The organism is Kribbella sp. NBC_00709 (assembly GCF_036226565.1).
Classification (GTDB): Bacteria; Actinomycetota; Actinomycetes; order Propionibacteriales; family Kribbellaceae; genus Kribbella.
In genome coordinates, this window is the sequence record NZ_CP108996.1 from 6,727,953 (window position 1) to 6,752,451 (window position 24,499).

A 24,499-nucleotide genomic window follows, 5' to 3' on the forward strand; every position below is an offset into this window, starting at 1 on the left:
GCATGCCGGTGGGCATCCTCGACGGCAAGCGGATCCTGGTCGCCGGAGTCACCCTCGACTCCTCGATCGGTTTCGCCACGGCCAAGGTGGCGCAGGAACAAGGCGCTACCGTGCTGATCTCCAACTTCGGCCGCGCGCTCAGCATCACCAAGCGGATCGCGAAACGCCTGCCGACCGAGCCGCCGGTGCTCGAGCTCGACGTCACGAATCCGGAGCACCTGGCCGCGCTGCCGGACGCCGTCCGCGAGCATGTCGACGGCCTGGACGGGGTCGTGCACTCGATCGCGTACGGCAACCCGGAGACGATCCTCGGTGGGAAGTTCCTGGACGGGCCGTGGGACGACGTGTCGCAGGCGGTGCACGTCTCGGCGTACAGCCTGAAGGCGCTCGCGGTGACGTGCGCGCCGTTGATGAGCCGTGGTAGCAGCGTCGTCGGGCTGACGTTCGACGCGACGGTCGCCTGGCCCGGGTACGACTGGATGGGGGTGGCGAAGGCCGCCCTCGAGTCGACCAGCCGGTACCTGGCCCGTGATTTGGGTGCGCAGGGCATCCGGTGCAACCTGGTCTCGGCCGGTCCGCTGAAGACGCTGGCCGCGAAGGCGATCCCGGGCTTCGAGAAGTTCGAGGAGCCGTGGCTGGATCGCGCCCCGCTGGGCTGGGACCCGTCCGACCTGGAGCCGACCGGCCGCGCCATCGTCGGCCTGCTGAGCGACTTCTTCCCCGCGACCACCGGCGAGATCGTGCACGTCGACGGCGGTTACCACGCGATGGGTGCGTGATAGGTGGCCACATCTCTGGTTGAGCTCCGGGTCCTGGACGGCGCCAACCTCTACTTCAGTCGTGCCGCGGTCAAGCTGACGCTGGACGTGTCGGCGATCGTGGACGCACCGGCGCCGGCCGCGAAGGCCTATGGACAGGCGATCGGTCTCGGGACCACTCGGCCGGGGCGGATCGGGTCGGGATTCCGGCAGCGGTTCGCGATCCGGGTCGTGGGTCACGTCGTACGCCGCATCGCGCGGGAGGCCGGGATCGGACGGATCGGCGTCCGGGTCCGCCCGGAGAACGACGTACGGCGGTTGGTGGTGGCGTTCCCGTGGGCGCACGAGGCCCGGGCGCGGGCCCTCGGGGCCGCGATCGTCGAGGTGCTCGACGCGTTCGGGGCCGAGGACCTGAGCGAGTTGATCGCGACCGTGGGCGAGCGGGTGCGGGACGAGCCGCCGGGCAACCCGCCGCCGACGCTGCGGCCCAAGGTCCCGGTGGTCGCGGTGACCGGGACGAACGGCAAGACCACGACCTCGCGGATGATCGCGCACATCGGTCGCGCCGCCGGGCTGCACGTCGGCTGGTCGAGCACCGACGGCGTGTACTTCGACGGCGAACTCGTGAAGTACGGCGACTTCTCCGGCCCGAGCGGCGCCGGGCAGGTGCTGTCCCAGCCCGGCATCCAGCTCGCGGTCACCGAGACCGCCCGCGGCGGGATCCTGCGCCGCGGCATCGGGGTGGCGTACAACGACGTCTCGGTGGTCACCAACGTCAGCGCGGACCATCTCGGCTTGGGCGGCATCGACACGGTCGACCAGCTCGCCGAGGTGAAGGCGGTCATCACCCACATCACCCGGCCGCGCGGCTGGTGCGTGGTGAACGGCGACGACCCGCGGACGTTCGCGATGCGGCTCGGTTCGCCGGCCAAGTGCTGGGTGTTCTCCCGCGATCCGGACTCGCCGTCGATCCGGACCGTTCTCGACGAGGGCGGCCGGGCGACGACTGTGCTTGACGGGTTCGTGACGGTGCTCGACCAGTCCCGCGACCCGGAGCCGCTGCTGAAGGTCGTCGACGTACCGATGACGTTGTCGGGACTGTCGCACTACAACGTCGAGAACACGCTGGCCGCGGCGTCGGCGGCGCTCGGGCTCGGGCTGCCGCGGGCGGCGGTGATCGAAGGACTCAGCTCGTTCGCGCCGAACGAGAACAATCCCGGCCGGATGAACATGTACTCGCTGCGCGACTTCACCGTCGTCATCGATCTCGCCCACAACGAGGCCGGGCTGGAGGCGCTGCTCGAGATCATGAACGGCGTCCGGCGCGAAGGCGGCCGGCTGATGCTGGCGCTCGGGTCGCCGGGGGACCGGGCCGACGACATGGTCGCGGCGCTCGGTGCGATGGGTGCGCGGGGGACCGACCGGGTGGCGATCGGCCACAAGAGCGACTACCTGCGCGGACGGCCGCCGGCGGAGCTCGAGGCGGTGTTCCGGGCGGGTGCCGCGTCGGTCGGCGTGGACGACGTACCGGCGTACCCGACCGAGCTCGAAGCGGCGCAGGCGCTGGTTGCCGAGGCGCGGGCCGGGGATGTGGTGGCGGTGATGTCTCTGCAGGATCGGGCGAGTCTTGACGGCTGGTTGCGGTCCGAGGGAGCTACTGTCGACACACCGGAGACCTTGAAGAGCAAGGTCGAAAGAGCCCAGCACTGAGCCCCTCCCGTCCGCCGGCAGGGGTGGGAACGGGGTTGTGATGCGCTACCTGTGGTCGATTCCGGCCGCGGTGGTCGCCTGGTTCGTGGGCGGCTTCTCCGCGACGTACCTGAAAGGGCTGCCGGACGGCGCGACGTACTTCGTGCCGCCGCGGATCGATCTCGTCCTCCTCGGTGGGTTCGCGGGCGGTGTGCTGGCCGGGCTGCTGATCGGCCGGGTGCGCGCCGCCGTACCGGTGGTGCTGGTCGTTGCCGCAGGCATGTGGTGGCTGACCGGGAACTCCTTCGGCGACCACGACATGCTGATCACGTTGCTGGTGGCAAGCGCTGTCGGCGCGCTGTTCGGTGCCGTGGGCACCAGAAGCTCGGTGGTCGCGGCGTTCGCGCTCGCGCTGCCAGTGGCCTGGTATGTGCAACGCCCGGCCGAGCAGCTGGCCGACTGGCGGTGGCTGTGGCAGCTCAACGGTCTGCTCGTCGGGGCTGGGCTCGCCCTGCTGCTGTACTTCGCCTGCTGGAAGCGAGGCTGGCCGTCGGTGGGTTTCTGGATCCCGCTGGCCGGGTTCTACCTGGTCTGCAACGGCTTCGTCGAGGCCGTCCAGGTGGTCGCCCGCTCGAACGGGAAGCCGATGGACGCAGTCGGGGATGCGTCGACCGAGGCGTTCTTCGAGTCCTTCCAGCCGCTGCTGCGCGAGTACTGGCCGTGGATGGTGGTCGGCGTACTGCTCGCGATCCCGATGGTGGCGCTGAAGCTCCGTGCCCTCCCACCGCCACCGCCACCTCCGGACCCGTACGCCGACCGGTCGAACGACGCCGTACTCTCCGACGACCTGGACTGGATCGACCAGCAGGAGGCCCCACGCCGCCTCCTGCCCCGCCGCGAACCGGCGTCCTGAGCCCTCACCGCGGAGCGGCGGCGACCTCTCCGGCGGCATTCAGTGGCGTCACGGCGGTGATGTCGGCCGCGTCGACCACCAACGCGAAGAACCTGAGCCGGCTGCTGTTCGGCGTACCGACCGCGTCGGTGGTGAAGGTCTGACCGTCGGCGGTGATGCGCACCTTGCGGGCATCCGCGGACACTGCGCCCATGACCATCGTCAGGTGCATGGGCGAGGACAGGTTCGGCACCACCGCCGGGACGGTCTTGTACTGCGATCGCTGGTCGGGCTGCCAGCTCTCGTTGAAGCAGCCCTGGGCGCCGCCGAAGCTCTTGGCCGGACCCTCGTCGGTCACGATCAGACAGCCGGGGTTGATGTAGGAAGCGACTGCCCAGCGCTCGTTCGGGATGCTGCCGCTGGCCACGTAGAAGGCGGGCGCGTATTTGAGCGAGTCCGGCTGCGTCGTGAACGCCGGCTCGTCGGACCACGGCACAGGAAGCGGGGTGTACCTGAAGTCGGCATGGTGGCTCTGCGGTGTGGGGCTCGTCGCGGGAGTCGCGACGCCGGGCTCGGCGGACTTCATCGAGCCGAGGACCGAGCTCCCCACCACGACGGCTGCCGTTGCGGCCGCCGCGCACACCGCCGCGGCCGTGGTACGGCGACGCAACTGGCGGCGCTTGATCCGCAGCCGGATCGGGCCGGCGGGTTCGGCGGGTTCGGGGCGGTCGTCGGTGAGGAGAGCGAGTTTGCCTCTCAGATCGTCAGTCATCAGATCCCCCTTTCGGTGAGGTCGGCCAAGTCGTCCGTGATGTCGATCCGGAGTGCTTCCAGGCCCCGGCGGGTGTGCTGCTTCACGGCGCCGACCGAGCAGCCGAGCAGGTCGGCGACGGTGCGCTCGGACAGGTCCTCGGCGTACCGGAGGTAGACGGCTGCGCGTTGGCGCGGACTGAGCCGCGCCATCGCCTGGCGGAGGGCGAGGCGCTCGTCCACCTGGACGGTCGCCGGATCGACGACCGTCTCCGGTGGCCTGTCCGTCGGACGCTCACCCAGCCAGCGGCGGCGACGACCGGACAGGAAGGTGTTGGCGACGATCTTGCGCAGGTACGCCTCGGGATTCCCGTCCCGCAGCTTCCGCCAGTGGAACCAGAGCTTGGTGAACGCGTCCTGCGCCAGGTCCTCGGCCTTCTGATGGTCCAGGGTGAGCGCGTAGGCGAGCCGCGCGGTGGCGGTCCACCGCGCCCGCACGAACTCGTCGAAGTCATCCTCGGCTGTCATCGACACATCCTCTACAACGCGATGAACAGCGTCGCAAGGTGACAGGCCGGCCGGGAAGAGTGTCCTAGGCCGGTTCGGTTTCGGTGTTCTCCTCGTCGACCGGCACGAAGTCCGGGTCGCCGCCCTCGTCGCCCGACCGTGCGCCGGCCTGGGCGAGGTGTGACACCGACTCGAGCTCGGCCAGCACCGACTGATGCTGGTCCACGCAAAGCACCACGAGATCGCCCCGGTTCGAACGACTGAGCGCGTGCTTGACCGCGTCCAGCTCCTCCAGCACAATGTCGACCTGCCGGCAGCGCGCCCCCTGTTCCATCGCGGCTCGCACGCCGGTCTCGATCAGCGCGGCCGACTCACCACGTTTCCGCCCGCGCAGCCGGGCATCCTCGCGGACGATGACCACGTCGAAGTGCTGCGCCGCGACCTGACCCAGTTCGCGGATGTCGTCGTCGCGCCGGTCGCCCGCGGTCGCGATCACGCCGATCCGGGACGGCCGCCCCAGCTCGGACGACGCGGTCAGGCTCTCGCCGAGACGATCCACGAAGTCACCGAGCATCTGCATCGCCGGCGCGTTGTGGCAGTAGTCGACGATCACGGTCCGCCCGTCCACGTCGATCTCGTTCAACCGCCCCGGCGACAGGTAGTACGACGTACTGAACGTCCGCAACCCCTGGCGGATGTCGTGCAGCGACGCACCGGCCGCGAACGCCGCCGCCGCGGCCGCCATCGAGTTCTGCACGTTCATCATCGCCCGCCCGCCGAACGTTGCCGGCAGCAAGTGGGTCCAGGCGAGCTGCATCGTCCGCCGCCCGTGCTTCACCACGATCATGTCGCCCAGGTCGGACCGCTCCAGCACCACCGCGCGGCCACCGCGCCGGCAGTGCCCCTCGATGTACTCGCGGACCTCGCTGCCCGGCTCGGCCATGCTGAACCACACCACCTGGCCGGAGCACTTCCGGCGCATCTTCCGCACCAACGGGTCGTCGGCGTTGAGTACGGCGTACCCGGTCCGCGGCACGGCCTCGACCAGGACAGCCTTCACGTCCGCGAGCTGCTCGAGCGTGTCGATGCCCCGCATCCCCAGGTGATCGGGCTGGATGTTCAGCACCACGGCCACGTCGTTGCGCTCGTACCCGAGGCCCTCGCGGAGGATCCCGCCGCGCGCGACCTCGAACACCGCGAAGTCGACCCGGGGGTTCTGCAGCACCATCCGCGCCGACTTCGGCCCGGACGCGTCCTGGCGGATCACCAGCCGCTCGTCGATCACGATGCCGTCGGTCGAGGTCATTCCGACCTTGCGGCCGAGCCCCTTGAAGACGTGGCTGATCATCCGCGCGGTGGTGGTCTTGCCGTTCGTCCCGGTCACGGCGACGATCGGGATCCGGCTGGTCGCGCCCGGCGGGAACAGCATGTCCACCACCGGCTTCGCGATGTACTGCGGCTCGCCGATCGTCGGGTTCGTGTGCATCCGGAACCCGGGCGCCGCGTTCACCTCGCAGATCGCGCCGCCGGTCTCGCGCACCGGCTGGGTGATATCGGGGCAGATGAAGTCGATGCCGGCGATGTCGAGCCCGATCATCCGGGCCGCCTCCTCGGCGATCTCGACGTTCTCCGGGTGCGCCTCCCAGGTCCGGTCGATCGAGATGCCACCGGTGGACATGTTGCCGGTGAGCGTCAGCTTCACCATCACGTCCTCCGGCGGTACGTCGTCCAGCTCGAAGCCCTGGTCGCGGACGAGCTGCCGCGCGGCGGCGTTGATCGTGATCCGGGTCAGGATCTTCTCGTGACCGACGCCGCGGCGCGGATCGGCGTTGGTGATGTCGACCAGCTCGGCGACGGTGTGGACGCCGTCGCCGACCACGTGCGCGGGCACGCGTTCGGCGATCGCCTCCATCCGGCCGTTGATGATCAGGCAGCGGTAGTCCTTGCCGGTGACGAAGTTCTCCACGATCACGGACCCGCGCCGGGACTGCTCGGCCGCGATCGGGAACGCCTCCCGCAACTCGTCCGCGTTCTGCAGGTTCAGGCAGACGCCGCGGCCGTGGTTGCCGTCCAGCGGTTTGCAGACGACCGGGTACCCGATCTTATGCGCGACCATGACCGCTTCGTCGACCGTGCGGACCGACTCCGACCGCGGCACCGGCAGACCGGCCGACGCGAGCAGGCGCGTGGTCAGATCCTTGTCGCTGGCGACGTCGACCGCGATCGACCCGGTCTCGGACGTCATCGTGGCCCGGATCCGCTTCGCGTGCACGCCCTGGCCGAGCTGCACCAGGCTGGCCTTGTTCAGCCGGATCCACGGGATGTCGCGGGACACCGCCTCGTCCACGATCGCCTGCGTCGACGGGCCGAACGCGGTCCGCTCCGCCTGCTTGATGAACTTCTCCAGCTCGGTGGTGAAGTCGAACGCCGGATCCGGCTGGACCAGGTTGTTCACGAACCGTACGGCGAGGTCGCCGGCGGCGAGGCCGACCGCTTCGTCGGCGTACGCGTAGACGATGTTGTAGATGCCCGGCGATCCCTTGACCTGCCGCGTCTTGCCGCGGCGCATGTCGTGGCCGGCTTCCTGCTGGAGCTGGAGCGCGACGTGCTCGGCGATGTGCCCGAGCCAGGTGCCCTCGTCCAGCCGCTCGATGAATCCGCCCCGGCGGCCGCGTGAGCAGTGGTGCTGATCGAGCCGGGGCAGGTCGGCCAGCAGTCGCTCCGTGAACCCGGGGATGGTGTTCGACGGGAAGTTCTCCAGCGAACCCAGGTCGACCACGAGGTGGATCGCGGGGTCGTAGCTCCAGACGTTCGGGCCACGGTAGACGCGGGTCTCGATGATCTTCAGGTCGGGAGCGGGGGTGCCGTGCGTTTCGGTCATGTGTTTCCGTTGTCTGCTTGCGTGCGGTCGGGGAGTTCGGAGTCGGCGCCGGCCGTGATCGGCTCGGTCGCCTCCGGTCTGGACTCACCGGCAGCCGCAGACTTCTTGGAGGTACGGCGTCCCGCCCGCCGCTTGCGATCCGCGTAGTACTTGGGTGACACCCCCTCGGCCGCGATCTCCTTGGCCAGCTTGCGCAGATCCGCCTCGGCCGCCTCCATCTCGGCGAGCTCCGTCGCCGGGGGCTGCTTGCCGAACGACAACAGGACCCGGTCCTGCAGGTCGAACGTCGCGGTGGCCGGCAGCACATGCAGTACGACGCCGGACGCCAGCAGCGGCTCGGACCGGCCGGCGTAGTGCCCGTTGGACGTGATCCGGCTGCCGTCGAAGATCGTCACCGCGCCGCGGCCGACGACCTCCAGGTGCGAGCCGCGGAACACCGCCGCGGTGTCCTCGTCGACGCCGATCCCGAGCAGGCCGGGGGACTGGGCGACGAGCGACAGCAGCCGGCCGTACCGGTTCCGCTGGGCGAAGTGCTGGTCGACGATCGCGCCCTGGACCAGGCCGAGGCCGCCGGACAGCTGGCTCATCCGCTGCCGCGGGGTGGCGCCGGAGCGGCCGAACGCGATCATGTGCTCGGCAAGGATGCTCGCGCCGGCCGACGTACCACCGACGGCGGCACCGCGGGCGTGGGCAGCCGTCACCGCGCGGCCGAACGCCGTACCGGTGACGACGCCGGCGAGCTTGAGCTGGTTGCCGCCGGTCATGAAGACCCCGGTCGCGTCGTTCAGCGGCGAGATGAAGGCAGGGTCGTCGGCGTCCTCCCGGTTCTCCGGGCGGACGCCGACCACACTCTCGGCGCCGAGCGCCGCGAACAGGGCCCGGTACACGTCGATGACATCAGGCCCGAGCGCCGACGCGGTAGGCACGACCACGATCCGCGCCTTGGACCCACCAGCCGCCTCCACGAACTCCTGCAACACCGTCCGCTTCTTCAGCTTGTCCTCGGCCCCACCGATCGCGAACAGGGCCCCAGGCCCACCCTGCAGTTCAGACATAAGCCGAACAATAGAGCCTCCCCACCCCCACCCGCCCCCGCGGCAACACCCACCAACCCCGACTTTGAGAAGCCACCAACCACTCTTCGCGCCGATTCGTGGTCGGTGGCTTCTCAAAGTCGGGGTGTCGCGAGGGGAGTTGTCCACAGGCGGAGGGGAATGGGGAGCGGGGGGATGGGGGAATGGCGGATGGTGAGGGGATGGAGAAGCTGATCGACGAGGTTCGCGAGCGGGTGCTGGAGCTCGTTCGGACACCGCAGGCGCGGCAGGTGTTGCTCAGCGCGGGCCTGCGAGACGCCGACCTGCGGCGGCTGCTGCGGAGGCAAGCTCTGCGGCGCATGCACGGGCGTTACGTCGACGGCAGGCTCGACGAGGATCTCGCGCGCATCGCGTGTGCACATGCTGCACCCCGGCTCGGTTGTCAGTCACTTCAGTGCGATCCAGCTGGCGGGGCTGCGCAGCTGGACGGACAGTCGGCGTACGTCGTCGCCTCCCGCCGACGCCGTCTGGCTGACGAGAGCACCTACAGCACAGCGGAATCAGCGCCGCCAGGACATCGTCGTACGACGCGCAACCCTGGAGCCGGCCGATGTGTCCCGGCACTTGTGGCTACCGGTCACCGGTACGGCGAGGACGGTGGTGGATCTCGCTCGCGAACTGCCTTTCCGCGAGGCGATCGTGACAGTCGACCACGCACTGCGGAGCGGTGTCTCCGCCGCCGACCTCGAAAGCGTCATGGAACGTCAGGTCCGATGGCCGGGTATCCGCAGGGCGCGGACCACGATCGGCTTCGGCGATCCGAGGTCGGAGTCGGTGCTCGAGTCGATCGCTCGAGCGCGCTTCGCCGTCGCGGGTCTTCCCGTTCCGGTTCTCCAGGCCCAGTTCTGGGACGGCACCGCATGGATGCTCGAACGGGTGGATTTCTGGTGGCCGCAGTTCCGGACGATCGGCGAGGCCGACGGTCTTGCGAAGTACGACGGCGAGAGCCCCGAGGAGCGGCGTCGGCAGCTGCGCCGCAGCCACCGGCGGGATCAGCGGCTGAGCGATCGCGCGGTCGAGCTCGTGCATTTCGGCTGGGAGGACGTCCTGGATCTCCGCTCCGATCTGATCGCCCGTCTCACCGCGGCTTTCGCACGAGGCGCCGCCCGCCCAGGCGACGCTCCGAGCTGGCGCGCCCCCGACCCCGAATCCCTCACCAACTGGCTGCGTGCCGCCTGAGCCACCCCATCAACCCCGACTTTGAGAAGCCACCAACCATTCTTCGCGTCCATTCGTGGTCGGTGGCTTCTCAAAGTGGCGCTGCGGTACGGCGGTCAGTGGCCGAACGTGAACCAGTTCAGGTTGACGTAGTCGGATGGTTGGCCGCTGGTGAAGGTGATGTAGACGTCGTGGGTGCCGGTGATCGCGGAGATGTTGGCGGGGACTGTTCGCCAGGATTGCCAGCCGCCGGTGTTGCCGACCGCGAAGCTGCCGAGTGGGGCGTTGGTGCGGCTGTCCAGGCGTACTTCGACCAGCCCGCTGACCCCGCCCGCGGCACCGGAGGCGACGCGGGCGACGAACTGCGTCGCGGGTGTACTGCCGAAGTCGATGCCGCGGTAGAGGGCCCAGTCGCCGTTGCCGATCTGCATGAGGTTCTGGCCGCCGCCGGTGTCGGTGGTGGTCTCGGTACCCATGCCGGACTGCTGCTGGAACGACTCGGCCTGCAGGGTGCTGTAGGCGCTGCCGCCGCCACCCGGCGGGGGAGAGGTGGGCGGCGTCGTACCGCCGCCCTTCGACGAAACCGCCACGTAGTCGACGACCATCGGACGGTCCGGCACCGTCGAGGCGCGCGGCGTCGGGCCGTTGAGCGCGTCCGGGAACGCCCCGCCGATCGCCAGGTTCAGCAGGACGAAGTACCCGGCGTGGGACGTCATGTTCGCCCAGGTGTCGGCTGGGAGCTGCCCCTGGCTGACCGAGTGGAACTGCTGCCCGTCGACGTACCAGCGCAACTGGTTCGGCGCCACCGACGTGTCCCACTCGAACCGGTAGGTGTGGAACGCGGACTGGCAGGAGGATCCCGGGCAGGCACGGTTCGCGCCGATCCCGGTGGTCTCGTTGCACGGGCCGCCCGGGTTCACGCCGCAGTGCAGCACGCCCCAGACCGAGTTGATCCCGTTGACGTTCTCCATGATGTCGAACTCGCCGATCCCCGGCCAGTTCCAGTAGTTACCGCGGTACGGCGCTCCCAGCGCCCAGAACGCGGGCCAGTAGCCGAGCGCCGCGTCGCCGGTGACGTTGGGCATCTGGATCCGGCTCTGGATCGCCAGCACCCCACCTGCGGGCGGCTTGAAGTCGGCGCGTTGGCTCTCGATCCGGGCCGAGGTCCAGTTGCCGGCACCGTCACGCCGCGGCGTGATCCGCAGGTTCCCGGTGCCGTCGAGGGACAGGTTGTCCGGACTGTTGGTGTAGTTCTGGATCTCGCCGGTACCCCAGTTGCCCGGGCCGCCCGGGTAACCGTGCCCGGTGTCGATGATCCAGTTAGAGCCGGACGGCAAACTTCCGTTCGGCCCGTCGAAGTCGTCACTCCACACCGTCGTCCAGCCGCCGGTCGGAGGCGGCACACTCGCATACGCGAGAGGTACGACGGCCAGCAGAGGCGCCAGCAGCGCAATCACAAAGGGGCGGGTACGCATGACGTCTATGGGAGCGCTCTCATGGCGCAGTGTCAACAGCTCGTCACAGCTGCGTTCGATACACCGTCGTACTGCGGCGTACCCGCATGCCGAGGCGTTCGTACATCGCCAGGGCGCCGGTGCCGGAGTGGGTCCAGAGGATGCAGGTACGTCGCCCGCGGGTCAGGAACTCGGTGCAGGTCCGGTCGAGCATCGCCCGGGCGATGCCCTTGTTCCGTTGATCGTCCCGTACGGCGAGCTGCTCGACGTACCCCTCCTCGCCGTCCAGCGCGATGACCGCGCCGACCAGCTCGTCACCGGCGTACGCGAGCGTCGACACGTCCGGCAGGAACGTCGACCGCCCAACCGTCAGCTCGGCCCACTCGTCGAACGACTTCGCCCGCGGCTGGAATGCCGAGAACGCCTGCTCGATCAGCTGATGTACGTCGTGAGCCCGAGCCGGGTCGTAGCCGTCGAGGCGGATGCCGGTCGGCACTGCCGGCGGCTCCGGGGAGAGCGGACGTTCGAGCAGCCAGTTGGTCGCGAGTACCTCGTACCCGCGGGACCGGACCAACTCGGTGCCGGCCTGGTCCGCGTCGTCGACGATCTGGGCGAGCCAGTCCGTGCCGATCTCGTAGGCCCGCGCCTCGGCCCAGTCGAGCAGCTGCGTCCCGAGGCCGCGACCGGCGTACGACGGATGTACGTCGATCTTCGCGTGCCTGCCGCCGTGGACCCAGGCCCAGCCGGCCAGGTCGCCGTTCGGCGCTTCGGCGACGCGGGTGTCGAGGTCGAGCTGGATCAGCGGCCGCCGGAGGTCTGCGGCGACCGCGTCCGGAACTGCTTCCACCTGCCCGTGCAGAGCCTGCTCGGCGGCGGCGATCAACTGGTGGATCGCCGGCGCGTCGGCAAGGATCGCGGGCCGGGTCGAGAACTCCATGGCCCGATCCTGCCGCATTCCGGTCGGTCCGGAGCCGAAGATTGCAGCTTGTTGCGATCAGGCCGGAGTGTTGGCGTCCGCGGCTTCTACCTCTTCCCGGGTGATGCCGAGGAGGTAGAGGATCGTGTCGAGGTACGGAACGCTCAGGTGGGTGTCGGCCGCGGCGCGGACGACGGGTTTGGCGTTGAACGCGACGCCGAGGCCCGCGGCGGCGAGCATGTCGAGGTCGTTGGCGCCGTCGCCGATGGCCACGGTCTGGGTCAGCGGGGTGCCGGAGCGTTTGGCGAACTCGCGCAGCGCGCTCGCCTTGCCCGGGCGGTCCACGATCTCGCCGACGACGCGGCCGGTGAGTACGCCGTCGACGATCTCGAGCTCGTTCGCCTTGGCGTAGTCGATGCCCAGCTCGGCGGCCAGCTTGTCGGTGATCTGACTGAAGCCGCCGCTGACGATCGCGAACTGGTAGCCGAGCCGCTTCAACGTGCGGACCAGAGTTCGCGCTCCCGGTGCCAGCTCGATCGCGGCGTACACCTCGTCGAGCGCGGTCGCCGGGAGACCCTTGAGCGCTGCGACCCGGTGCCGGAGCGATTCGGCGAAGTCCAGCTCACCGCGCATCGCCTGCTCGGTGACGGCGGCGACCTCCGGCAGCCGGCCGGCGTGTGCGGCGAGCATCTCGATGACCTCGCCCTGGATCAGCGTCGAGTCGACGTCCATCACGATCAGCCGCTTGGCCCGCCGGTACAGCCCGCCGTCCTGGACCGCGACGTCGAGCCCTTGCCGGACCCCCTCCAGCGCGAGGACGGTCCGTAGCCGCTCCGGATCCGCGCCGGAGACAGCGAACTCCATCGCGGTGACCGGGTACCGCGCCATCCGGCTGATCCGGTCGATGTTCGCGCCGGTGTCGGCGATCCGTCCCGCGATCGCGGCCAGCCCGGCGGCGGACAGCGGGTACCCGATCACCGTCACCTGGCTGCGGCCCTTGCGCCGGGGCTCGTTGTCGCCGACACCCTTCTTCACCGAGATGTCGACGTCGAGGACGCTCGCGAGCGCCTTCAGCTCGTCCTTCAGGTCCTTGTGGTCACGCGGCGCGGACAGCAGTACGCCGAGCACCAGCCGCCCTCGCAGGACGACCTGCTCGGCGTCGATCACCTCCAGCCCGCGGGTCGCGAGCGTGGACAGTACGGCGGAGGTCAGTCCCGGCCGGTCGGTCCCCGTCAACGTCACCAGGAGCGTCGGCCGCTCGGCCGCCGCAGTGTCAGCCTCAACCTCACTGGGATCAGTCATCGCACCCCGAACGCTACCCAAATGAGATGACCGTCCACTGGCCGGTCCAGATCTCAGGCATGAACGGGCGGCGCGCACGCCGCCACCAGCGCCCGCCGGGCCGCGCCGGCGAGATCGAGCAGCGCCCGCCGGCGAGCGTCGGCCTCGGCGCCGGTCACTGCGGCGCCGTCGTCCTCGAGCGCCGCGTCAGCGATCGCAAGGCAGCGCCGGGCCGTCGCCGCGGTCTTGACGGCACGCGGCTCGTAGCCCGGAGCAAGGACGTCACCATCTCCGCGGCCGATCTTCCGGATGTCGATCAGGGCATCGGCGACCTCGGGCTTCCACCGCGCGACATCGAGCGCGGCCAGGGACTCGGCCGCGTCGATCAGCGCCAGCCGCAGACCGCGGTCCGCCTCGCCCAGGTCCGCCGGCGCCGGGCTCGCGGCCGGCAGCACGGACCATTGCACGGCCGGTCCGACGTACGACGGAACCAGTCCGAGCTCGGGCCCCGTCAGTACGACGGCCTCGCCGGTCTCCAACGCCGCCTCGTTGAACGAGGGCGGGCCGGCCAGACCGATCGGGTCACCCGGGACGGGCAGCGCGAGGTGCGCCTGCGTCGTACCGGCGGCGCGCAGCAGGTTCAGCGCGACCGGGAGCGTGGCCGGCTCCGGGTGGCCGGCCAGGCCCGCGACGTGGTGACCGACGTCGTCGCCGAGGATCTTCTGGGCAGCGGTGTCGGGATCGCAGGCGCCGGTCAGCATCGCGTTCGTCCAAACGGTGAACCGTACCGAGGCGGAGGTCGTCAGCACGCCCGCAAGTCTCTCACCACCCGACCACACGCGCGGGACGGCGACCCCTTAAGTTTTGAGCATGACTGCAGTGGTGGAGCTGGCCGGGGTGACGATCGTCCGTGGTGACGCGCGGCTGCTCGACGGGATCGACTGGACGATCGACGAGGCCGACCGGTGGGTGGTGATCGGTCCGAACGGCGCCGGCAAGACGACCCTGCTGCAGATCCTCGCCGCCCAGCTGCACCCGACGTCCGGTGTCGCCGGCCTGCTCGGCGAGGTGCTCGGCGCCGTCGACGTCTTCGAGCTGCGGCCGCGGATCGGACTGACCAGTGCCGCATTGGCCGACCGGCTGCCCAAGAGCGAGCGGGTCTCCGACGTGGTCGTCTCCGCGTCGTACGCCGTGCTCGGCCGATGGATCGAGCAGTACGACGACCTGGACCACCAACGCGCCGGCGCACTGCTGGCCGAGCTCGGGATCGGGCACCTCGCGGACCGGACGTTCGGGACGCTGTCCGAGGGGGAGCGGAAGCGGGTGCAGATCGCCCGCGCGCTGATGACCGACCCCGAACTGATGCTGATGGACGAGCCCGCGGCCGGCCTCGACCTTACGGGTCGCGAACAGCTGGTCCGCTCGCTCAGCGCGATCGCGACCGCCGTCGGAGCCCCCGCGATGGTCCTGGTCACGCACCACGTCGAGGAGATCCCACCCGGCTTCACCCACGCCCTCCTCCTCAAGCAGGGCCGCGTCGTCGCGGCCGGCCCGATGGACGAGGCCCTGACCGCCGAAACCCTCAGCGACACCTTCGACCTGGCCCTCACCTTGAAGCAGGAAGACGGCCGCTACACCGCCCGCGCCCTCTGAAGCAGGATCCTTTAGGGCACCAGACGCGTCCAAACATCTGCTTGCAAGCCCCGACGTGGATAGGCTTGGGAAATGATGGATTGGCTGCGGGACAACATGTGGGCGGCGTGGCTGACGATCGCCGCCGTCCTCGGCCTGGCTGAGCTGGCCTCGCTGGACTTCACCCTGCTGATGCTGGCCGCCGGCGCGCTCACCGCCGCGGGCGTCGCGGCGTTCTTCCCGGGACTGCTCTGGCTGCAGATCGTCGTCGGCCTGATCACCGCGGCCGCGATGCTGGGCGCGATCCGGCCGATGATCGTCCGCAAGATCCATCACGGCCAGGAGCTGAAGACCGGCTCCGCGCACGTCATCGGCCGGACCGGGACCGTGGTGAAGGAGATCCACCCCGACGGCGGTGGCTCGATCCGGATCGGCGGCGAGCTCTGGACCGCCCGGCCGTACGACGAGGTGTCGACGATCGCGCCGGGTACGCGCGTCGAGGTGATGATGATCGACGGCGCGACCGCGGTCGTGTACCCGGTCGGCGAGCCGCTGCACCACGAGCTGGACATGCCCGAACCGACCCAGGACCCCAAGCCGACCGACCCGCCCAAGAGCTGAAGCCCGATCAGCGGTTGAGTGGTCCCCTCGGCGCAGTAGTGTCGAAGTGAGGGACGGTTGAAGTAGCTACTCGATCAGGCATCCGACGCGCCGGGAACCGGTACGGCGTCTGCCCCGTCGATACGAAAGACTGTCCGTCCTGAGGGTCCGTTCGAGTGGAGGGTCAAAGTGACCGCGTTCCTCATAGTCCTGGCACTGGTCGCCTTAGTGGTGATCGTGACCTTGGTCAAGTCCGTCCGGGTGGTGCAGCAGCAGACCGTCGGGATCGTCGAGCGGTTCGGCAAGTTCAAGACCGGTCTGCAGCCGGGCCTGAACCTGTTGACGCCGTTCGTCGACAAGGTCCGCTACACCATCGACATGCGCGAGCAGGTGGTCGCGTTCCCGCCGCAGGGTGTCATCACCGAGGACAACCTGATGGTGTCGATCGACTCCGTCATCTACTTCCAGGTGAACGACCCGGTCCGGGCGACGTACGAAATCTCGAACTACATCCAGGCCATCGAGCAGCTGACCATGACCACGCTGCGAAACATCATCGGTGGCATGGACCTGGAGCAGACGCTGACGTCTCGTGAAGAGATCAACGAGAAGCTCCGGTACGTGCTGGACGAGGCGACCGGCAAGTGGGGCATCCGGGTCAACCGGGTCGAGCTGCGCTCGATCGATCCGCCGCCGTCGATCCAGGACTCGATGGAGAAGCAGATGCGCGCCGACCGGGACAAGCGCGCCGCGATCCTCACCGCGGAAGGTATGCGGCAGTCGGCGGTTCTGTCCGCCGAGGGCCAGAAGCAGTCCGCGATCCTCACCGCCGAAGGTGACAAGCAGTCCCGCATCCTCCGGGCCGAGGCCGAGCGGCAGGCGCGGATCCTGAAGGCGCAGGGTGAGGCGCAGGCCATCACCACGGTCTTCAACGCGATCCACGCCGGCAAGCCGGACCAGGGTCTGCTCGCGTACCAGTACCTGCAGATGCTGCCGTCGATCGCTCAGGGCGACGCGAACAAGCTCTGGATCGTGCCGAGCGAGATCGGCGACGCGCTCAAGGGTCTCGGCAGTGCGGTCGGCCAGGTGGCCGGCATCACGCAGAAGGCCGAGGGCGACTGGCACGCGCCGGAGCTGTCCAACGGCGAGGTGCCGGAGCTCGACTCGTCCGCGGCCGCGCCGGCCGCGGTCGCCGAGGCCGACAACGCGGTCCGCGAAGCGATCGCCGCCGCCGAGAACGCCGCGGTGGGCAACCGGGGCCAGATCCCGACAACGCCGTCCGCGGTCCCGCCGCCGGCTCCCTCCCAGGAGCCTCCGGCGGCAGAGCCGCCGCAGCGCTGAGCTGTACGTCGTTCGCACGAGGCCTCCCCGGTCCGCCGGGGAGGCCTCGTGCTGTCCGGGGCTGTCGAACGGCTGTCGATTGACGACCAGTCGATCGCATACTGTCTGCTCAATGTGCGGACTGGTGAGCGGGAACCGCGATCGGGTGCGTAAAGTCAGGCAGCGATGACATGGTACGAAGCAGTGTTCGTCCTGCTGGCGGGGATGGGCGCGGGCACGATCAACGCCGTGGTGGGGTCGGGCACGCTGCTCACCTTCCCGGCGTTGCTTGCCGTCGGCATCCCACCGGTGCTGGCGAACGTCAGCAACACTGTCGGTCTGGCGCCGGGCACCGCAGCTGGCGCGATCGGCTACCGCCGCGAGCTCGAGGGCCAGCGCGGCCGCATGCTGCGACTGATCCCGGCATCGCTGGCCGGCGGCATCGTCGGGGGAGTGCTACTGCTGACCCTGCCCGATTCCGCGTTCCACGCCGTCGTACCGGTGCTGATCCTGCTCGGCTGTCTGCTGGTCGCGTTCCAGCCGTGGCTGTCGAAGTGGATCAGTGCCCCGTCGCACCTGCACCGCGGGGCCTGGTGGGTGATCCCGGCCGTCTTCGCCACCGGTGTGTACGGCGGGTACTTCGGCGCCGCGCAGGGCGTGCTGCTGATGGCGATCCTCGGCCTCGGCCTGGACTCGAACCTGCAGCGGATGAACGGCCTGAAGAACGTGCTGGCCACGGTCGTGAACACCGCGTCCGCGATCCTGTTCATCATCGTGCACGACATCGACTGGCTCGCGGCCGGTCTGATCGCGGTCGGATCGACAATCGGCGGTTTCATCGGCGCCCGCTACGGCCGCAAACTCCCGCCGATCGCCCTCCGCGGACTGATCGTCTGCATCGGCATCCTCGCCATCGTCACGATGGTGTTCTGAGCTGCAACCCCGCCAGCAGTAGATCCAGGCCGTAGTCGAACTGCTCGTCGCCGCCTGTCGTTCGAGCCAGCTCCGGCGCCAGCTCGACGACCGACGGGAACTCCCGCGCCGACAGCGACTCCATCGACGCCCGCAGCCGCCGCCAGGCCTCCGGGTCGCGGCGCTCGGCCGCCATCTGGATCTCCCACGAGGTCGAGCCGAGCACGTAGGTGAACAGGGTCGTGTGCGTCCGCGCCGCCGTCTCCGGATCGAAACCGGCGGCCCGCAGTACGCCGAGCAACCCCTCGGCGACCCGCACGGTCTCGTGCCCGCTCAACGGCCGCCCGGCGAGTAGTTGCGCAAGGCAAGGATGCTGCAGCATCAGCAGCCGCAGCGAACGGCACACCGCCCGCACCTGGTCCGGCCACGGCGCGTCCAGCGGTACGGCGGGCAGCAGGCCCATCAGGTGATCGCGGACGGCGTCGTACAGATCGTCCTTGTTCCGGAAGTAGGTGTAGAGCGCCATCGGGCCGACGCCGAGCTCGGCGGCGACTCCACGCAGGCTGAACGCGTCCGTGCCCTTGGCCTCCATCAGCTCGAGCGCCGTCCGCACGATCAGGTCCGCGCTCAGGGTGTTCCGCGGCGTCCTGGGCATGTGACCCACCTCCCTTCGAGGTTCCTAACGTACAGTGTATAGTACGGTGTATGCGAGCCATTCAGATCACCGAGTTCGGCGGACCCGAGGTCCTCAAGGTCAGCGACGTCCCGGCACCGGTCGCCGGTGAGGGGCAGGTCCTGATCACGGTCGACCGCGCGGGCATCAACTACGCGGACACGCACCAGGTCGAGAACAGCTACCTCTCCAAGACCGAGCTTCCGCTGATCCCGGGCGGCGAGGTCGTCGGGCAGACGGCGGACGGCCGTCGGGTGGTCGCTCTCGTCGGGTCCGGCGGTTATGCCGAGCAGGCCGTCGCCCACGCGCCGTACGCCTGGGATGTCCCGGAAGGTGTCAGCGACGGCGACGCGCTGGCGCTCGTGCTGCAGGGCACCACTGCGTGGCACCTGCTGAAGACCTCCACCCACCTGCAGCCGGGGGAGTCGGTCCTCGTGCACGCCGGCGCCGGCGGTGTCGGCTCACTCGCCGTCCAGCTCGCCAAGCTCTGGGGCGCCGGCCGCGTGATCGCGACCGCCTCCACCGAGGAGAAGCGCAAGCAGGTCCTCGAGCTGGGTGCCGACGCGGCCATCGACGGTACGCCGGAAGGCCTGAAGGACCGCATCCTCGAGGCGAACGGCGGGAAGTCCGTCGACATCGTGCTCGAGATGGTCGGCGGCCCGACGTTCGACGAGTCGTTCGACGCGCTGGCGCGCTTCGGCCGCCTGGTCACCTTCGGTGCGGCGTCGCGACAGTCAGCCGCGCCGATCGACCCGAGCCGGCTGATGAAGGGCTCGAAGACCATCGCCGGCTTCTGGCTGGCCGACTGCTTCGCCAACCCGCAGCTGCTCAGCGGTCCGCTGGCTGAGCTGTTCGACCTGACCGCGGCCGGCAAGCTCCGCCCGATCGTCGGCGGTGAGTACGGCCTGTCCGAGGTCGCCACCGCTCACGAAGACATGCGCGCCCGCAAGACTGTGGGCAAGCTCCTGCTCGACCCCACTCGCTAGGAGAAACCAGATATGACGATCGCTGTTGAGAAGGTTCTGTACACCGCCCGCGCCACCGCCGACGGCGGCCGGGACGGCAAGGTGGCCACCGACGACGGCAAGCTCGCCGTCACGGTCGCGCCGCCGGTCGAGATGGGTGGCAACGGCAACGGCACGAACCCGGAGCAGCTGTTCGCGGCCGGGTATGCGGCCTGCTTCCACAGCGCGCTCAAGCTCGTCGCCCGTAAGGCCCGCCAGGACTCCGACGGCTCGACCGTCACCGCCGAGGTGGGCATCGGCCCGATCAACGGTGGCGCCGGTTTCGGCCTGCAGGTCGAGCTCGTGGTCAGCCTGCCGGGAGTCGACACCGCGGTCGCCGAGGAGCTCGTCGCCAAGGCGCACGAGGTCTGACCGTACTCCAACGCCACCCGCGGCAACATCCAGGTCGACCTCAAGGTCGCCTGAGCCGCCGCTGGGTCAGATCCGCGCGAGGGCCTCTTTCAGGAGGCCCTCGGTCGCGGACACCGGGGCCGCCGAGATGGTCAGCCCTTCCATGATCGCGACGTACTCGTCGACCTCGTCGAGCTTGTCCAGGTACAGCGCGCTGGCCGCGTGCTCGATGTAGACGATGTCGGGCAGATCGCCCTCCGGGAACCGCAGCAGACTGAACGCGCCGCCCGCACCGGCGTAGCCGACACTGCTGAACGGCATCACCTGCAGGGTGATGTTCGGCTGCTGCGACCACATGATCAGGTGCTCGATCTGGGCCCGCAGCACTTTGTCGCCGCCGACCGGCCGGTGCAGCACCGACTCGTCGATGACCACCCAGAGGCGGGCCGGGTTCGCCCGGGTGAGGATCTGCTGCCGGGTCACCCGGAGCTCCACCCGATGGTCGACCTCCCGGTGCGGCAGGAACGTCGACTTGCCGAGCTGGACCATCGCCCGCGCGTACTCCTCGGTCTGCAGCAGGCCGGGGACGAACATCACCTCATAGGTCCGGATCAGCGCCGCGGCGACCTCGAGACCGACGTAGTTGGTGAACCAGCTCGGCATCACGTCGCTGTACCGGGACCACCAGCCCGGGTTGTTCGCGGCCTTGGCCAGCTCCATCAGCCGGACCCGCTCGTCCTCGTCGGCCATCCCGTACAGCTCGAGCAGGTCGCTGACGTCGCGTTCCTTGAACCCGACCCGGCCGAGCTCCATCCGGCTGACCTTGGACTCCGAGGCGCGGATCTGCCAGCCCGCGTCGGCGCGGCTGATCCCGGCGCCCTCGCGCATCCGGCGCAACTGACCGCCGAGCATGATCCGAAGAGCGGTCGGCCCGCCTTCGCCGCCGCTCACCGACACCTGATCACTCACCCTGACCCACGCCCAGCCACGCACCCATTTCAGCCCGTGATGCTACCGCCTGTCCACGGGTATCGTCGGATCGGCGCTCCGCCGGCTGAGATGCGCGGCGTGTTGGGCCAGATATCTGATCAGGACGCGAGCATCGCGGTCCACGCCCTGGATGCTGGCCGAGGCGATCGCGTACTGGAAATCGAGCCCGAGGAAGTACAGACCCGGTACGTCGGCCGACACGCCGCGCTCGTGCCGCGGCCGTCCGTCGTCGCCGAACACGGGCAGATCGATCCAGCTGTGGTCCGGGTCGGATCCGGTGCACCACACCACGGTCGTGACGTCGTCGAGGACCCGGCCGTCAGCGGTGACGGGACGGCCGTCGCGGGTGCCCTCGATCCGGCCGAGCCGTTCGATGCCGGCCGCGTCGAGGTGGTCGAGCTTGTTCCGGGTCAGCGGCAGCCCGTTCTTCACGGCGTTGGCGATCGCCTTGCGGCCCATCGGCGTACGGCGGGTGAGAACGTACTTGAACAGGAACATCACCACCGGCGTGAACACGTGCCCGATGGTCGAGTCGATGTCGACGGGCACCTGCCCCGGATGCCGTCCGGCGAGTAGCGTGCGGTGGGTCTTGACCGCGTCCAGCGCGACGTCGGTGCCAGAGTTGGCCGCACCAACGATCAGCACGGTCCCGTCCGCGAGTTGCTCAGGGTTCCGGTACTCCAGCGAGTGCAGCTGCCGGATGGATGGATCGAGGTCGTCGGCGAACGACGGCCACCGGGGCGTGCTGTGCATCCCCGCCGCCACCACGACCTGGTCGGCCCGCCAGTCGCCGGCGCTCGTCTCCACCACGAACCCGTCGCCGTCCCGCGACAACCGCGTCACGCGTACGCCGGTCCGCACCGGCAGCTCGTGATGGACGGCGTACTGCTCCAGGTAGTCGGCCATCTCGTCGCGGTTCGGGCAGTCCCGGGTGCCGATGCGCAGCCCGGGAAGGCTCGCGTATCGCGGCAGGCTGAAGAGCCGCAGCGAGTCGTACCGCTCCCGCCAGCAGTCACCCACGCGGTCGTTGCCATCGAGTACGACGAAGTCGTCGCCGCGCCGCCGCAGGTAATACCCCATCGCCAGCCCCGCCCCGACCACCACAGTCCCGACCCTGTCCATGAGTTCACGGTAGCGGTGCAACCAGAGAGCACATCCTCCAACCACGCCAACTCAGACCGGTGGTGAATGGTCATTTCTACCCATGTGGCTGACCCGCGCCCAGCTGTCCCGGGTCACGCCATGGTTGTAAGCCCAGGCGGTCGCCCCGGCCCGGTTCGGCCCCCGGAGCTTGCCGAAGATGTTGCTGACGTGCCGTGCAACGGTCCGCTCGCTGAGGAAGAGCTGGTTCGCGATCCCGCGGTTCGTCGCGCCGGTCGCGAGCCACCACAGCACCTCCCGCTCGCGAGGAGCGAGACCCGTCCCGTCGAACGGATCGACCGGCGGGTCGGGCATCGTGAGGTCGCCGTCGGCGCCGAGGCGTTCGAAGACGGCTCGGGCGCCGCGTAGCTCCATCTGCTCGGCGTCGGTGTCTCCGAGCTGCCGGCAGGCGTCCGCGATCAGCAGCCGCGTGCGGGCGCCCTCATACGGCATCTCCAATCGCTGCCACAAACTCCACGCGCGCCGTAACGACGGGATCGCGCCCTGTGGATCGGACGCCCGCGCGAGGTCACCGCGTTGCTGCAGGTGGAACCCGAGCCAGAACCCGCCGGATCACCGCCTCGACATCGCCGCGGGCGAGATGTTCCTCGAGCGCCCGCTCGCGGCACGCTGCCACCTCGTCGTCGTGCCCGAGAACGAAGGCGACGACCGCCAGCCGCTCCAGCTCCGCCGGCGGCAGCGGAGCGCGCCGGTCGGCAGCCGTCAGCGTCGCGTACTCGGCCGGCCAGTCGTTCTGCTGCATCGCCCCATCACCCGGGCCAGCGTACTGCGGGCCGCTTGGCTGCGATGCGCCAAATCACCTCGCGGGAGTTGGTCGATCGACCAACTCCGGCCCCCGTTCCGGCTCCTACTCTGACGGAGAAGGCGACTGGAGGAGGTTCGAATGCCCACCATCAAGTACTGGCAGGGGCTGCTCGTCGTGGCGGCGGTCGTTGCCGCGGGCACCGCCTGTTCGACCGGTGCGGACTCGTCGAGCGGTACCGGCGGATCCGTGCGCTACGCGATCCGCAGCGATCCCGGCGCGCTGGATCCGTCCGCTTCGACGAACTCGGCCGGCCAGCAGGTGGCGGGTCTCGCGTACGACGCCCTGGTCGCGCTGACCGGCGACGGCAAGATCGTGTCGAACCTGGCGAAGAGCTGGACGTTCGACGCCTCGTCCGCGACGTTCACCCTGAACAAGGGGGTGAAGTGCGACGACGGCCACGCGCTGACCGCGTCCGACATCGCCAAGAACTTCGACTGGATCAAGAACCCGGCGAACCACTCGCCGCTGCTCGGGTCGGTGCTGCCCGGTTCGGGCTACACGACCACGGCCGACGACGCGACCGGCACCTTCGCGATCAAGTACGCCGAACCGAGCGGCTTCATCCTCGAGCAGCTGTCCAAGGTGCTGATCGTCTGCCCGTCGAGCATCGGCAACCGGGCGAAGCTGGCCACCGGCAGCGACGGCACCGGGCCGTTCAAGTTGACCTCGGCCGTGCCGGGCAAGTCGTACGACTTCACCGTCCGCGACGGCTACACGTGGGGCCCCGGCGGCGCCGGCACCGGTGACGCGAAGTTCCCGCACAAGGTCACCGTTGTGGTGTCGACGAACGAGACGACCGCGGCGAACCAGTTGCTCAGCGGCGAACTGAACATCGCCGACATCCGCGGCCCGGACACACCACGCCTGAAGGACCGGAAGCTGTTCGAGCGCGGCTACTTCCACATCACCTCGGAGCTGTTCTTCAACCAGGCCCAGGGCCGGCTGCTCGCCGACGAGGGGCTGCGCAAGGCACTGGTCCAGGGCGTCGCGCTCGACCAGGTCGCGAAGGTGAACACCGGCAATCTGGGATCGGTGGCGACGAGGCTCACCGACGGCGGCGGCGAGCCGTGCGCGGACGACGTCACCACCGGCGTGGTTCCGGCGTACGACGTGACTGCGGCGAATGCCGCCCTCGACCGGCTGGGCTGGAGGACCGGTGCCGACGGCAAACGTGTGAAGGACGGCAAGCCGCTCGAGCTGACGCTGATCTACCCGAGCAACGCCCAGAGCTCGGTCTCGGCCGGACAGCTGCTTGCGTCGCTGTGGGAGCAGAACCTGCACATCGCGATCCGGACGCAACCGTTGACTCCGGCCGCGATCGACGGGAAATGGAGCCAGGCCGGGAACTGGGGCGACGTGGCCCTGGCCCGGGCGTCGGACCAGCTGCCGTCCAACCTGGTCGGGCAGTTCTCGGGAGCCACTCCGCCGAACGGCACCAACTTCTCGGCGGTCGCCAACGCGAAGTACCGCGACTTGGCCGGCCGCGCCTACGGCCAGCCGGGGCAGCAGAGCTGCGCGCTGTGGAACGAGGCCGCGAAGGCGCTGCTCAGCGCCGCCAACGTCCTGCCGGTCGCGGCCCAGAACTCGACCATCTTCGGCAACGGAGTGACGTTCGAGGTCGGTGCCGGAGCGGTGATCCCGACGAGCCTCCGGCTCGGGTGAGGACGACAC

The 24,499-nt window shown here is 69.6% G+C and carries 24 protein-coding genes; 11 read left to right on the forward strand and 13 right to left on the reverse strand.

Features of this window, described 5'->3' with window-relative positions:
• Positions 1-2 precede the first annotated feature (2 nt).
• From fabI to OHA18_RS32890, 3 genes are read left to right on the forward strand one after another with little or no spacing between them, the layout of a single operon-like run.
• On the forward strand, positions 3-779 hold the full coding sequence (gene fabI / locus OHA18_RS32880; RefSeq protein WP_328999233.1) for an enoyl-ACP reductase FabI: 777 nt from the start codon (positions 3-5) through the stop codon (positions 777-779).
• 3 nt (positions 780-782) lie between these two features.
• Entirely contained in the window at positions 783-2,468 is a 1,686-nt protein-coding gene (locus OHA18_RS32885; RefSeq protein WP_328999234.1) for a Mur ligase family protein, read from the forward strand.
• 40 nt (positions 2,469-2,508) lie between these two features.
• Positions 2,509-3,360, forward strand: coding sequence for a hypothetical protein (locus tag OHA18_RS32890; protein ID WP_328999235.1), 852 nt, complete (start codon positions 2,509-2,511; stop codon positions 3,358-3,360).
• A 4-nt stretch (positions 3,361-3,364) separates the two neighbouring features.
• On the opposite strand, the gene OHA18_RS32895 is transcribed toward OHA18_RS32890, so the two are convergent.
• The 4 genes from OHA18_RS32895 to OHA18_RS32910 all read right to left on the reverse strand — a co-directional run bounded on the left by OHA18_RS32895 (position 3,365) and on the right by OHA18_RS32910 (position 8,532).
• Positions 3,365-4,111 (reverse strand): hypothetical protein, encoded by a 747-nt coding sequence (locus OHA18_RS32895; protein WP_328999236.1) that lies wholly within the window; start codon positions 4,109-4,111, stop codon positions 3,365-3,367.
• The gene (locus tag OHA18_RS32900) at positions 4,111-4,617 is read right to left on the reverse strand and encodes a SigE family RNA polymerase sigma factor (protein ID WP_328999237.1); all 507 of its coding nucleotides are present in this window, start codon (positions 4,615-4,617) and stop codon (positions 4,111-4,113) included. The genes OHA18_RS32895 and OHA18_RS32900 overlap by 1 nt, the downstream gene beginning before the upstream one ends.
• Before the next feature lie 64 nt (positions 4,618-4,681).
• On the reverse strand, positions 4,682-7,477 hold the full coding sequence (cphA, locus tag OHA18_RS32905; protein ID WP_328999238.1) for a cyanophycin synthetase: 2,796 nt from the start codon (positions 7,475-7,477) through the stop codon (positions 4,682-4,684).
• The gene (locus tag OHA18_RS32910; protein ID WP_328999239.1) at positions 7,474-8,532 is read right to left on the reverse strand and encodes a cyanophycinase; all 1,059 of its coding nucleotides are present in this window, start codon (positions 8,530-8,532) and stop codon (positions 7,474-7,476) included. Before OHA18_RS32910 ends, cphA begins: the two co-directional genes overlap by 4 nt.
• Before the next feature lie 399 nt (positions 8,533-8,931).
• On the opposite strand from OHA18_RS32910, the gene OHA18_RS32915 reads away from it, so the two are divergent.
• Entirely contained in the window at positions 8,932-9,750 is an 819-nt protein-coding gene (locus OHA18_RS32915; RefSeq protein WP_328999240.1) for a hypothetical protein, read from the forward strand.
• 95 nt (positions 9,751-9,845) lie between these two features.
• Here the strand turns inward: OHA18_RS32915 and OHA18_RS32920 are convergent, their stop codons facing one another.
• The 4 genes from OHA18_RS32920 to OHA18_RS32935 are packed head-to-tail and all read right to left on the reverse strand — an operon-like array spanning position 9,846 to position 14,189.
• Positions 9,846-11,204 carry a glycoside hydrolase family 16 protein gene (locus OHA18_RS32920; RefSeq protein WP_328999241.1) on the reverse strand — a complete coding sequence of 453 codons (1,359 nt, stop codon included), beginning with the start codon at positions 11,202-11,204 and terminating at the stop codon, positions 9,846-9,848.
• 43 nt (positions 11,205-11,247) lie between these two features.
• The gene (locus OHA18_RS32925) at positions 11,248-12,120 is read right to left on the reverse strand and encodes a GNAT family N-acetyltransferase (protein ID WP_328999242.1); all 873 of its coding nucleotides are present in this window, start codon (positions 12,118-12,120) and stop codon (positions 11,248-11,250) included.
• Between the two features lie 57 nt (positions 12,121-12,177).
• Positions 12,178-13,401 carry a phosphoserine phosphatase SerB gene (gene serB, locus OHA18_RS32930; protein ID WP_328999243.1) on the reverse strand — a complete coding sequence of 408 codons (1,224 nt, stop codon included), beginning with the start codon at positions 13,399-13,401 and terminating at the stop codon, positions 12,178-12,180.
• Positions 13,402-13,454: 53 nt separating this feature from the next.
• The gene (locus OHA18_RS32935) at positions 13,455-14,189 is read right to left on the reverse strand and encodes a hypothetical protein (protein ID WP_328999244.1); all 735 of its coding nucleotides are present in this window, start codon (positions 14,187-14,189) and stop codon (positions 13,455-13,457) included.
• 61 nt (positions 14,190-14,250) lie between these two features.
• Between OHA18_RS32935 and OHA18_RS32940 the strand changes: the two genes are divergently transcribed.
• From OHA18_RS32940 to OHA18_RS32955, 4 genes are all read left to right on the forward strand, one after another.
• Positions 14,251-15,033 (forward strand): ABC transporter ATP-binding protein, encoded by a 783-nt coding sequence (locus OHA18_RS32940; RefSeq protein ID WP_328999245.1) that lies wholly within the window; start codon positions 14,251-14,253, stop codon positions 15,031-15,033.
• A 72-nt stretch (positions 15,034-15,105) separates the two neighbouring features.
• Positions 15,106-15,633 carry an NfeD family protein gene (locus OHA18_RS32945; RefSeq protein WP_328999246.1) on the forward strand — a complete coding sequence of 176 codons (528 nt, stop codon included), beginning with the start codon at positions 15,106-15,108 and terminating at the stop codon, positions 15,631-15,633.
• Between the two features lie 168 nt (positions 15,634-15,801).
• Positions 15,802-16,953 carry an SPFH domain-containing protein gene (locus tag OHA18_RS32950; RefSeq protein WP_328999247.1) on the forward strand — a complete coding sequence of 384 codons (1,152 nt, stop codon included), beginning with the start codon at positions 15,802-15,804 and terminating at the stop codon, positions 16,951-16,953.
• Positions 16,954-17,118: 165 nt separating this feature from the next.
• Positions 17,119-17,865, forward strand: coding sequence for a sulfite exporter TauE/SafE family protein (locus tag OHA18_RS32955; RefSeq protein ID WP_328999248.1), 747 nt, complete (start codon positions 17,119-17,121; stop codon positions 17,863-17,865).
• On the opposite strand, the gene OHA18_RS32960 is transcribed toward OHA18_RS32955, so the two are convergent.
• A complete protein-coding gene (locus OHA18_RS32960; RefSeq protein WP_328999249.1) occupies positions 17,849-18,499 on the reverse strand; it encodes a TetR/AcrR family transcriptional regulator in 651 nt (216 codons plus the stop codon). The two genes, OHA18_RS32955 and OHA18_RS32960, sit on opposite strands and share 17 nt — an antisense overlap.
• Before the next feature lie 50 nt (positions 18,500-18,549).
• Here OHA18_RS32960 and OHA18_RS32965 point away from each other — a divergent pair, with 50 nt between their 5' ends.
• Positions 18,550-19,503 (forward strand): quinone oxidoreductase family protein, encoded by a 954-nt coding sequence (locus OHA18_RS32965; protein WP_328999250.1) that lies wholly within the window; start codon positions 18,550-18,552, stop codon positions 19,501-19,503.
• Between the two features lie 12 nt (positions 19,504-19,515).
• Positions 19,516-19,893 (forward strand): organic hydroperoxide resistance protein, encoded by a 378-nt coding sequence (locus OHA18_RS32970; protein WP_328999251.1) that lies wholly within the window; start codon positions 19,516-19,518, stop codon positions 19,891-19,893.
• A gap of 66 nt (positions 19,894-19,959) precedes the next feature.
• On the opposite strand, the gene OHA18_RS32975 is transcribed toward OHA18_RS32970, so the two are convergent.
• From OHA18_RS32975 to OHA18_RS32990, 4 genes are all read right to left on the reverse strand, one after another.
• Positions 19,960-20,784 carry a helix-turn-helix domain-containing protein gene (locus OHA18_RS32975; RefSeq protein WP_329006180.1) on the reverse strand — a complete coding sequence of 275 codons (825 nt, stop codon included), beginning with the start codon at positions 20,782-20,784 and terminating at the stop codon, positions 19,960-19,962.
• A 99-nt stretch (positions 20,785-20,883) separates the two neighbouring features.
• Positions 20,884-21,984, reverse strand: coding sequence for a flavin-containing monooxygenase (locus tag OHA18_RS32980; RefSeq protein ID WP_328999252.1), 1,101 nt, complete (start codon positions 21,982-21,984; stop codon positions 20,884-20,886).
• A 51-nt stretch (positions 21,985-22,035) separates the two neighbouring features.
• Positions 22,036-22,455 (reverse strand): response regulator transcription factor, encoded by a 420-nt coding sequence (locus tag OHA18_RS32985; protein ID WP_328999253.1) that lies wholly within the window; start codon positions 22,453-22,455, stop codon positions 22,036-22,038.
• Between the two features lie 76 nt (positions 22,456-22,531).
• Positions 22,532-22,765 carry a hypothetical protein gene (locus OHA18_RS32990; RefSeq protein ID WP_328999254.1) on the reverse strand — a complete coding sequence of 78 codons (234 nt, stop codon included), beginning with the start codon at positions 22,763-22,765 and terminating at the stop codon, positions 22,532-22,534.
• Positions 22,766-22,906: 141 nt separating this feature from the next.
• On the opposite strand from OHA18_RS32990, the gene OHA18_RS32995 reads away from it, so the two are divergent.
• Positions 22,907-24,490 (forward strand): ABC transporter substrate-binding protein, encoded by a 1,584-nt coding sequence (locus tag OHA18_RS32995; RefSeq protein ID WP_328999255.1) that lies wholly within the window; start codon positions 22,907-22,909, stop codon positions 24,488-24,490.
• The last annotated feature ends 9 nt before the right edge of the window (positions 24,491-24,499 follow it).

Coding starts and splice junctions, on each gene's coding strand:
- OHA18_RS32900 (WP_328999237.1), bottom strand. CDS start 4,617: ATGACAGCCGAGGATGACTTCGACGAGTTCGTGCGGGCGCGGTGGACC.
- OHA18_RS32915 (WP_328999240.1), top strand. CDS start 8,932: ATGCTGCACCCCGGCTCGGTTGTCAGTCACTTCAGTGCGATCCAGCTG.
- OHA18_RS32890 (WP_328999235.1), top strand. CDS start 2,509: ATGCGCTACCTGTGGTCGATTCCGGCCGCGGTGGTCGCCTGGTTCGTG.
- OHA18_RS32920 (WP_328999241.1), bottom strand. CDS start 11,204: ATGCGTACCCGCCCCTTTGTGATTGCGCTGCTGGCGCCTCTGCTGGCC.
- cphA (WP_328999238.1), bottom strand. CDS start 7,477: ATGACCGAAACGCACGGCACCCCCGCTCCCGACCTGAAGATCATCGAG.
- OHA18_RS32980 (WP_328999252.1), bottom strand. CDS start 21,984: ATGGACAGGGTCGGGACTGTGGTGGTCGGGGCGGGGCTGGCGATGGGG.
- OHA18_RS32940 (WP_328999245.1), top strand. CDS start 14,251: ATGACTGCAGTGGTGGAGCTGGCCGGGGTGACGATCGTCCGTGGTGAC.
- OHA18_RS32925 (WP_328999242.1), bottom strand. CDS start 12,120: ATGGAGTTCTCGACCCGGCCCGCGATCCTTGCCGACGCGCCGGCGATC.
- OHA18_RS32910 (WP_328999239.1), bottom strand. CDS start 8,532: ATGTCTGAACTGCAGGGTGGGCCTGGGGCCCTGTTCGCGATCGGTGGG.
- fabI (WP_328999233.1), top strand. CDS start 3: ATGCCGGTGGGCATCCTCGACGGCAAGCGGATCCTGGTCGCCGGAGTC.
- OHA18_RS32975 (WP_329006180.1), bottom strand. CDS start 20,784: ATGCTCGGCGGTCAGTTGCGCCGGATGCGCGAGGGCGCCGGGATCAGC.
- OHA18_RS32945 (WP_328999246.1), top strand. CDS start 15,106: ATGATGGATTGGCTGCGGGACAACATGTGGGCGGCGTGGCTGACGATC.
- serB (WP_328999243.1), bottom strand. CDS start 13,401: ATGACTGATCCCAGTGAGGTTGAGGCTGACACTGCGGCGGCCGAGCGG.
- OHA18_RS32995 (WP_328999255.1), top strand. CDS start 22,907: ATGCCCACCATCAAGTACTGGCAGGGGCTGCTCGTCGTGGCGGCGGTC.
- OHA18_RS32990 (WP_328999254.1), bottom strand. CDS start 22,765: ATGCAGCAGAACGACTGGCCGGCCGAGTACGCGACGCTGACGGCTGCC.
- OHA18_RS32960 (WP_328999249.1), bottom strand. CDS start 18,499: ATGCCCAGGACGCCGCGGAACACCCTGAGCGCGGACCTGATCGTGCGG.
- OHA18_RS32970 (WP_328999251.1), top strand. CDS start 19,516: ATGACGATCGCTGTTGAGAAGGTTCTGTACACCGCCCGCGCCACCGCC.
- OHA18_RS32985 (WP_328999253.1), bottom strand. CDS start 22,455: ATGCCGTATGAGGGCGCCCGCACGCGGCTGCTGATCGCGGACGCCTGC.
- OHA18_RS32895 (WP_328999236.1), bottom strand. CDS start 4,111: ATGACTGACGATCTGAGAGGCAAACTCGCTCTCCTCACCGACGACCGC.
- OHA18_RS32955 (WP_328999248.1), top strand. CDS start 17,119: ATGACATGGTACGAAGCAGTGTTCGTCCTGCTGGCGGGGATGGGCGCG.
- OHA18_RS32965 (WP_328999250.1), top strand. CDS start 18,550: ATGCGAGCCATTCAGATCACCGAGTTCGGCGGACCCGAGGTCCTCAAG.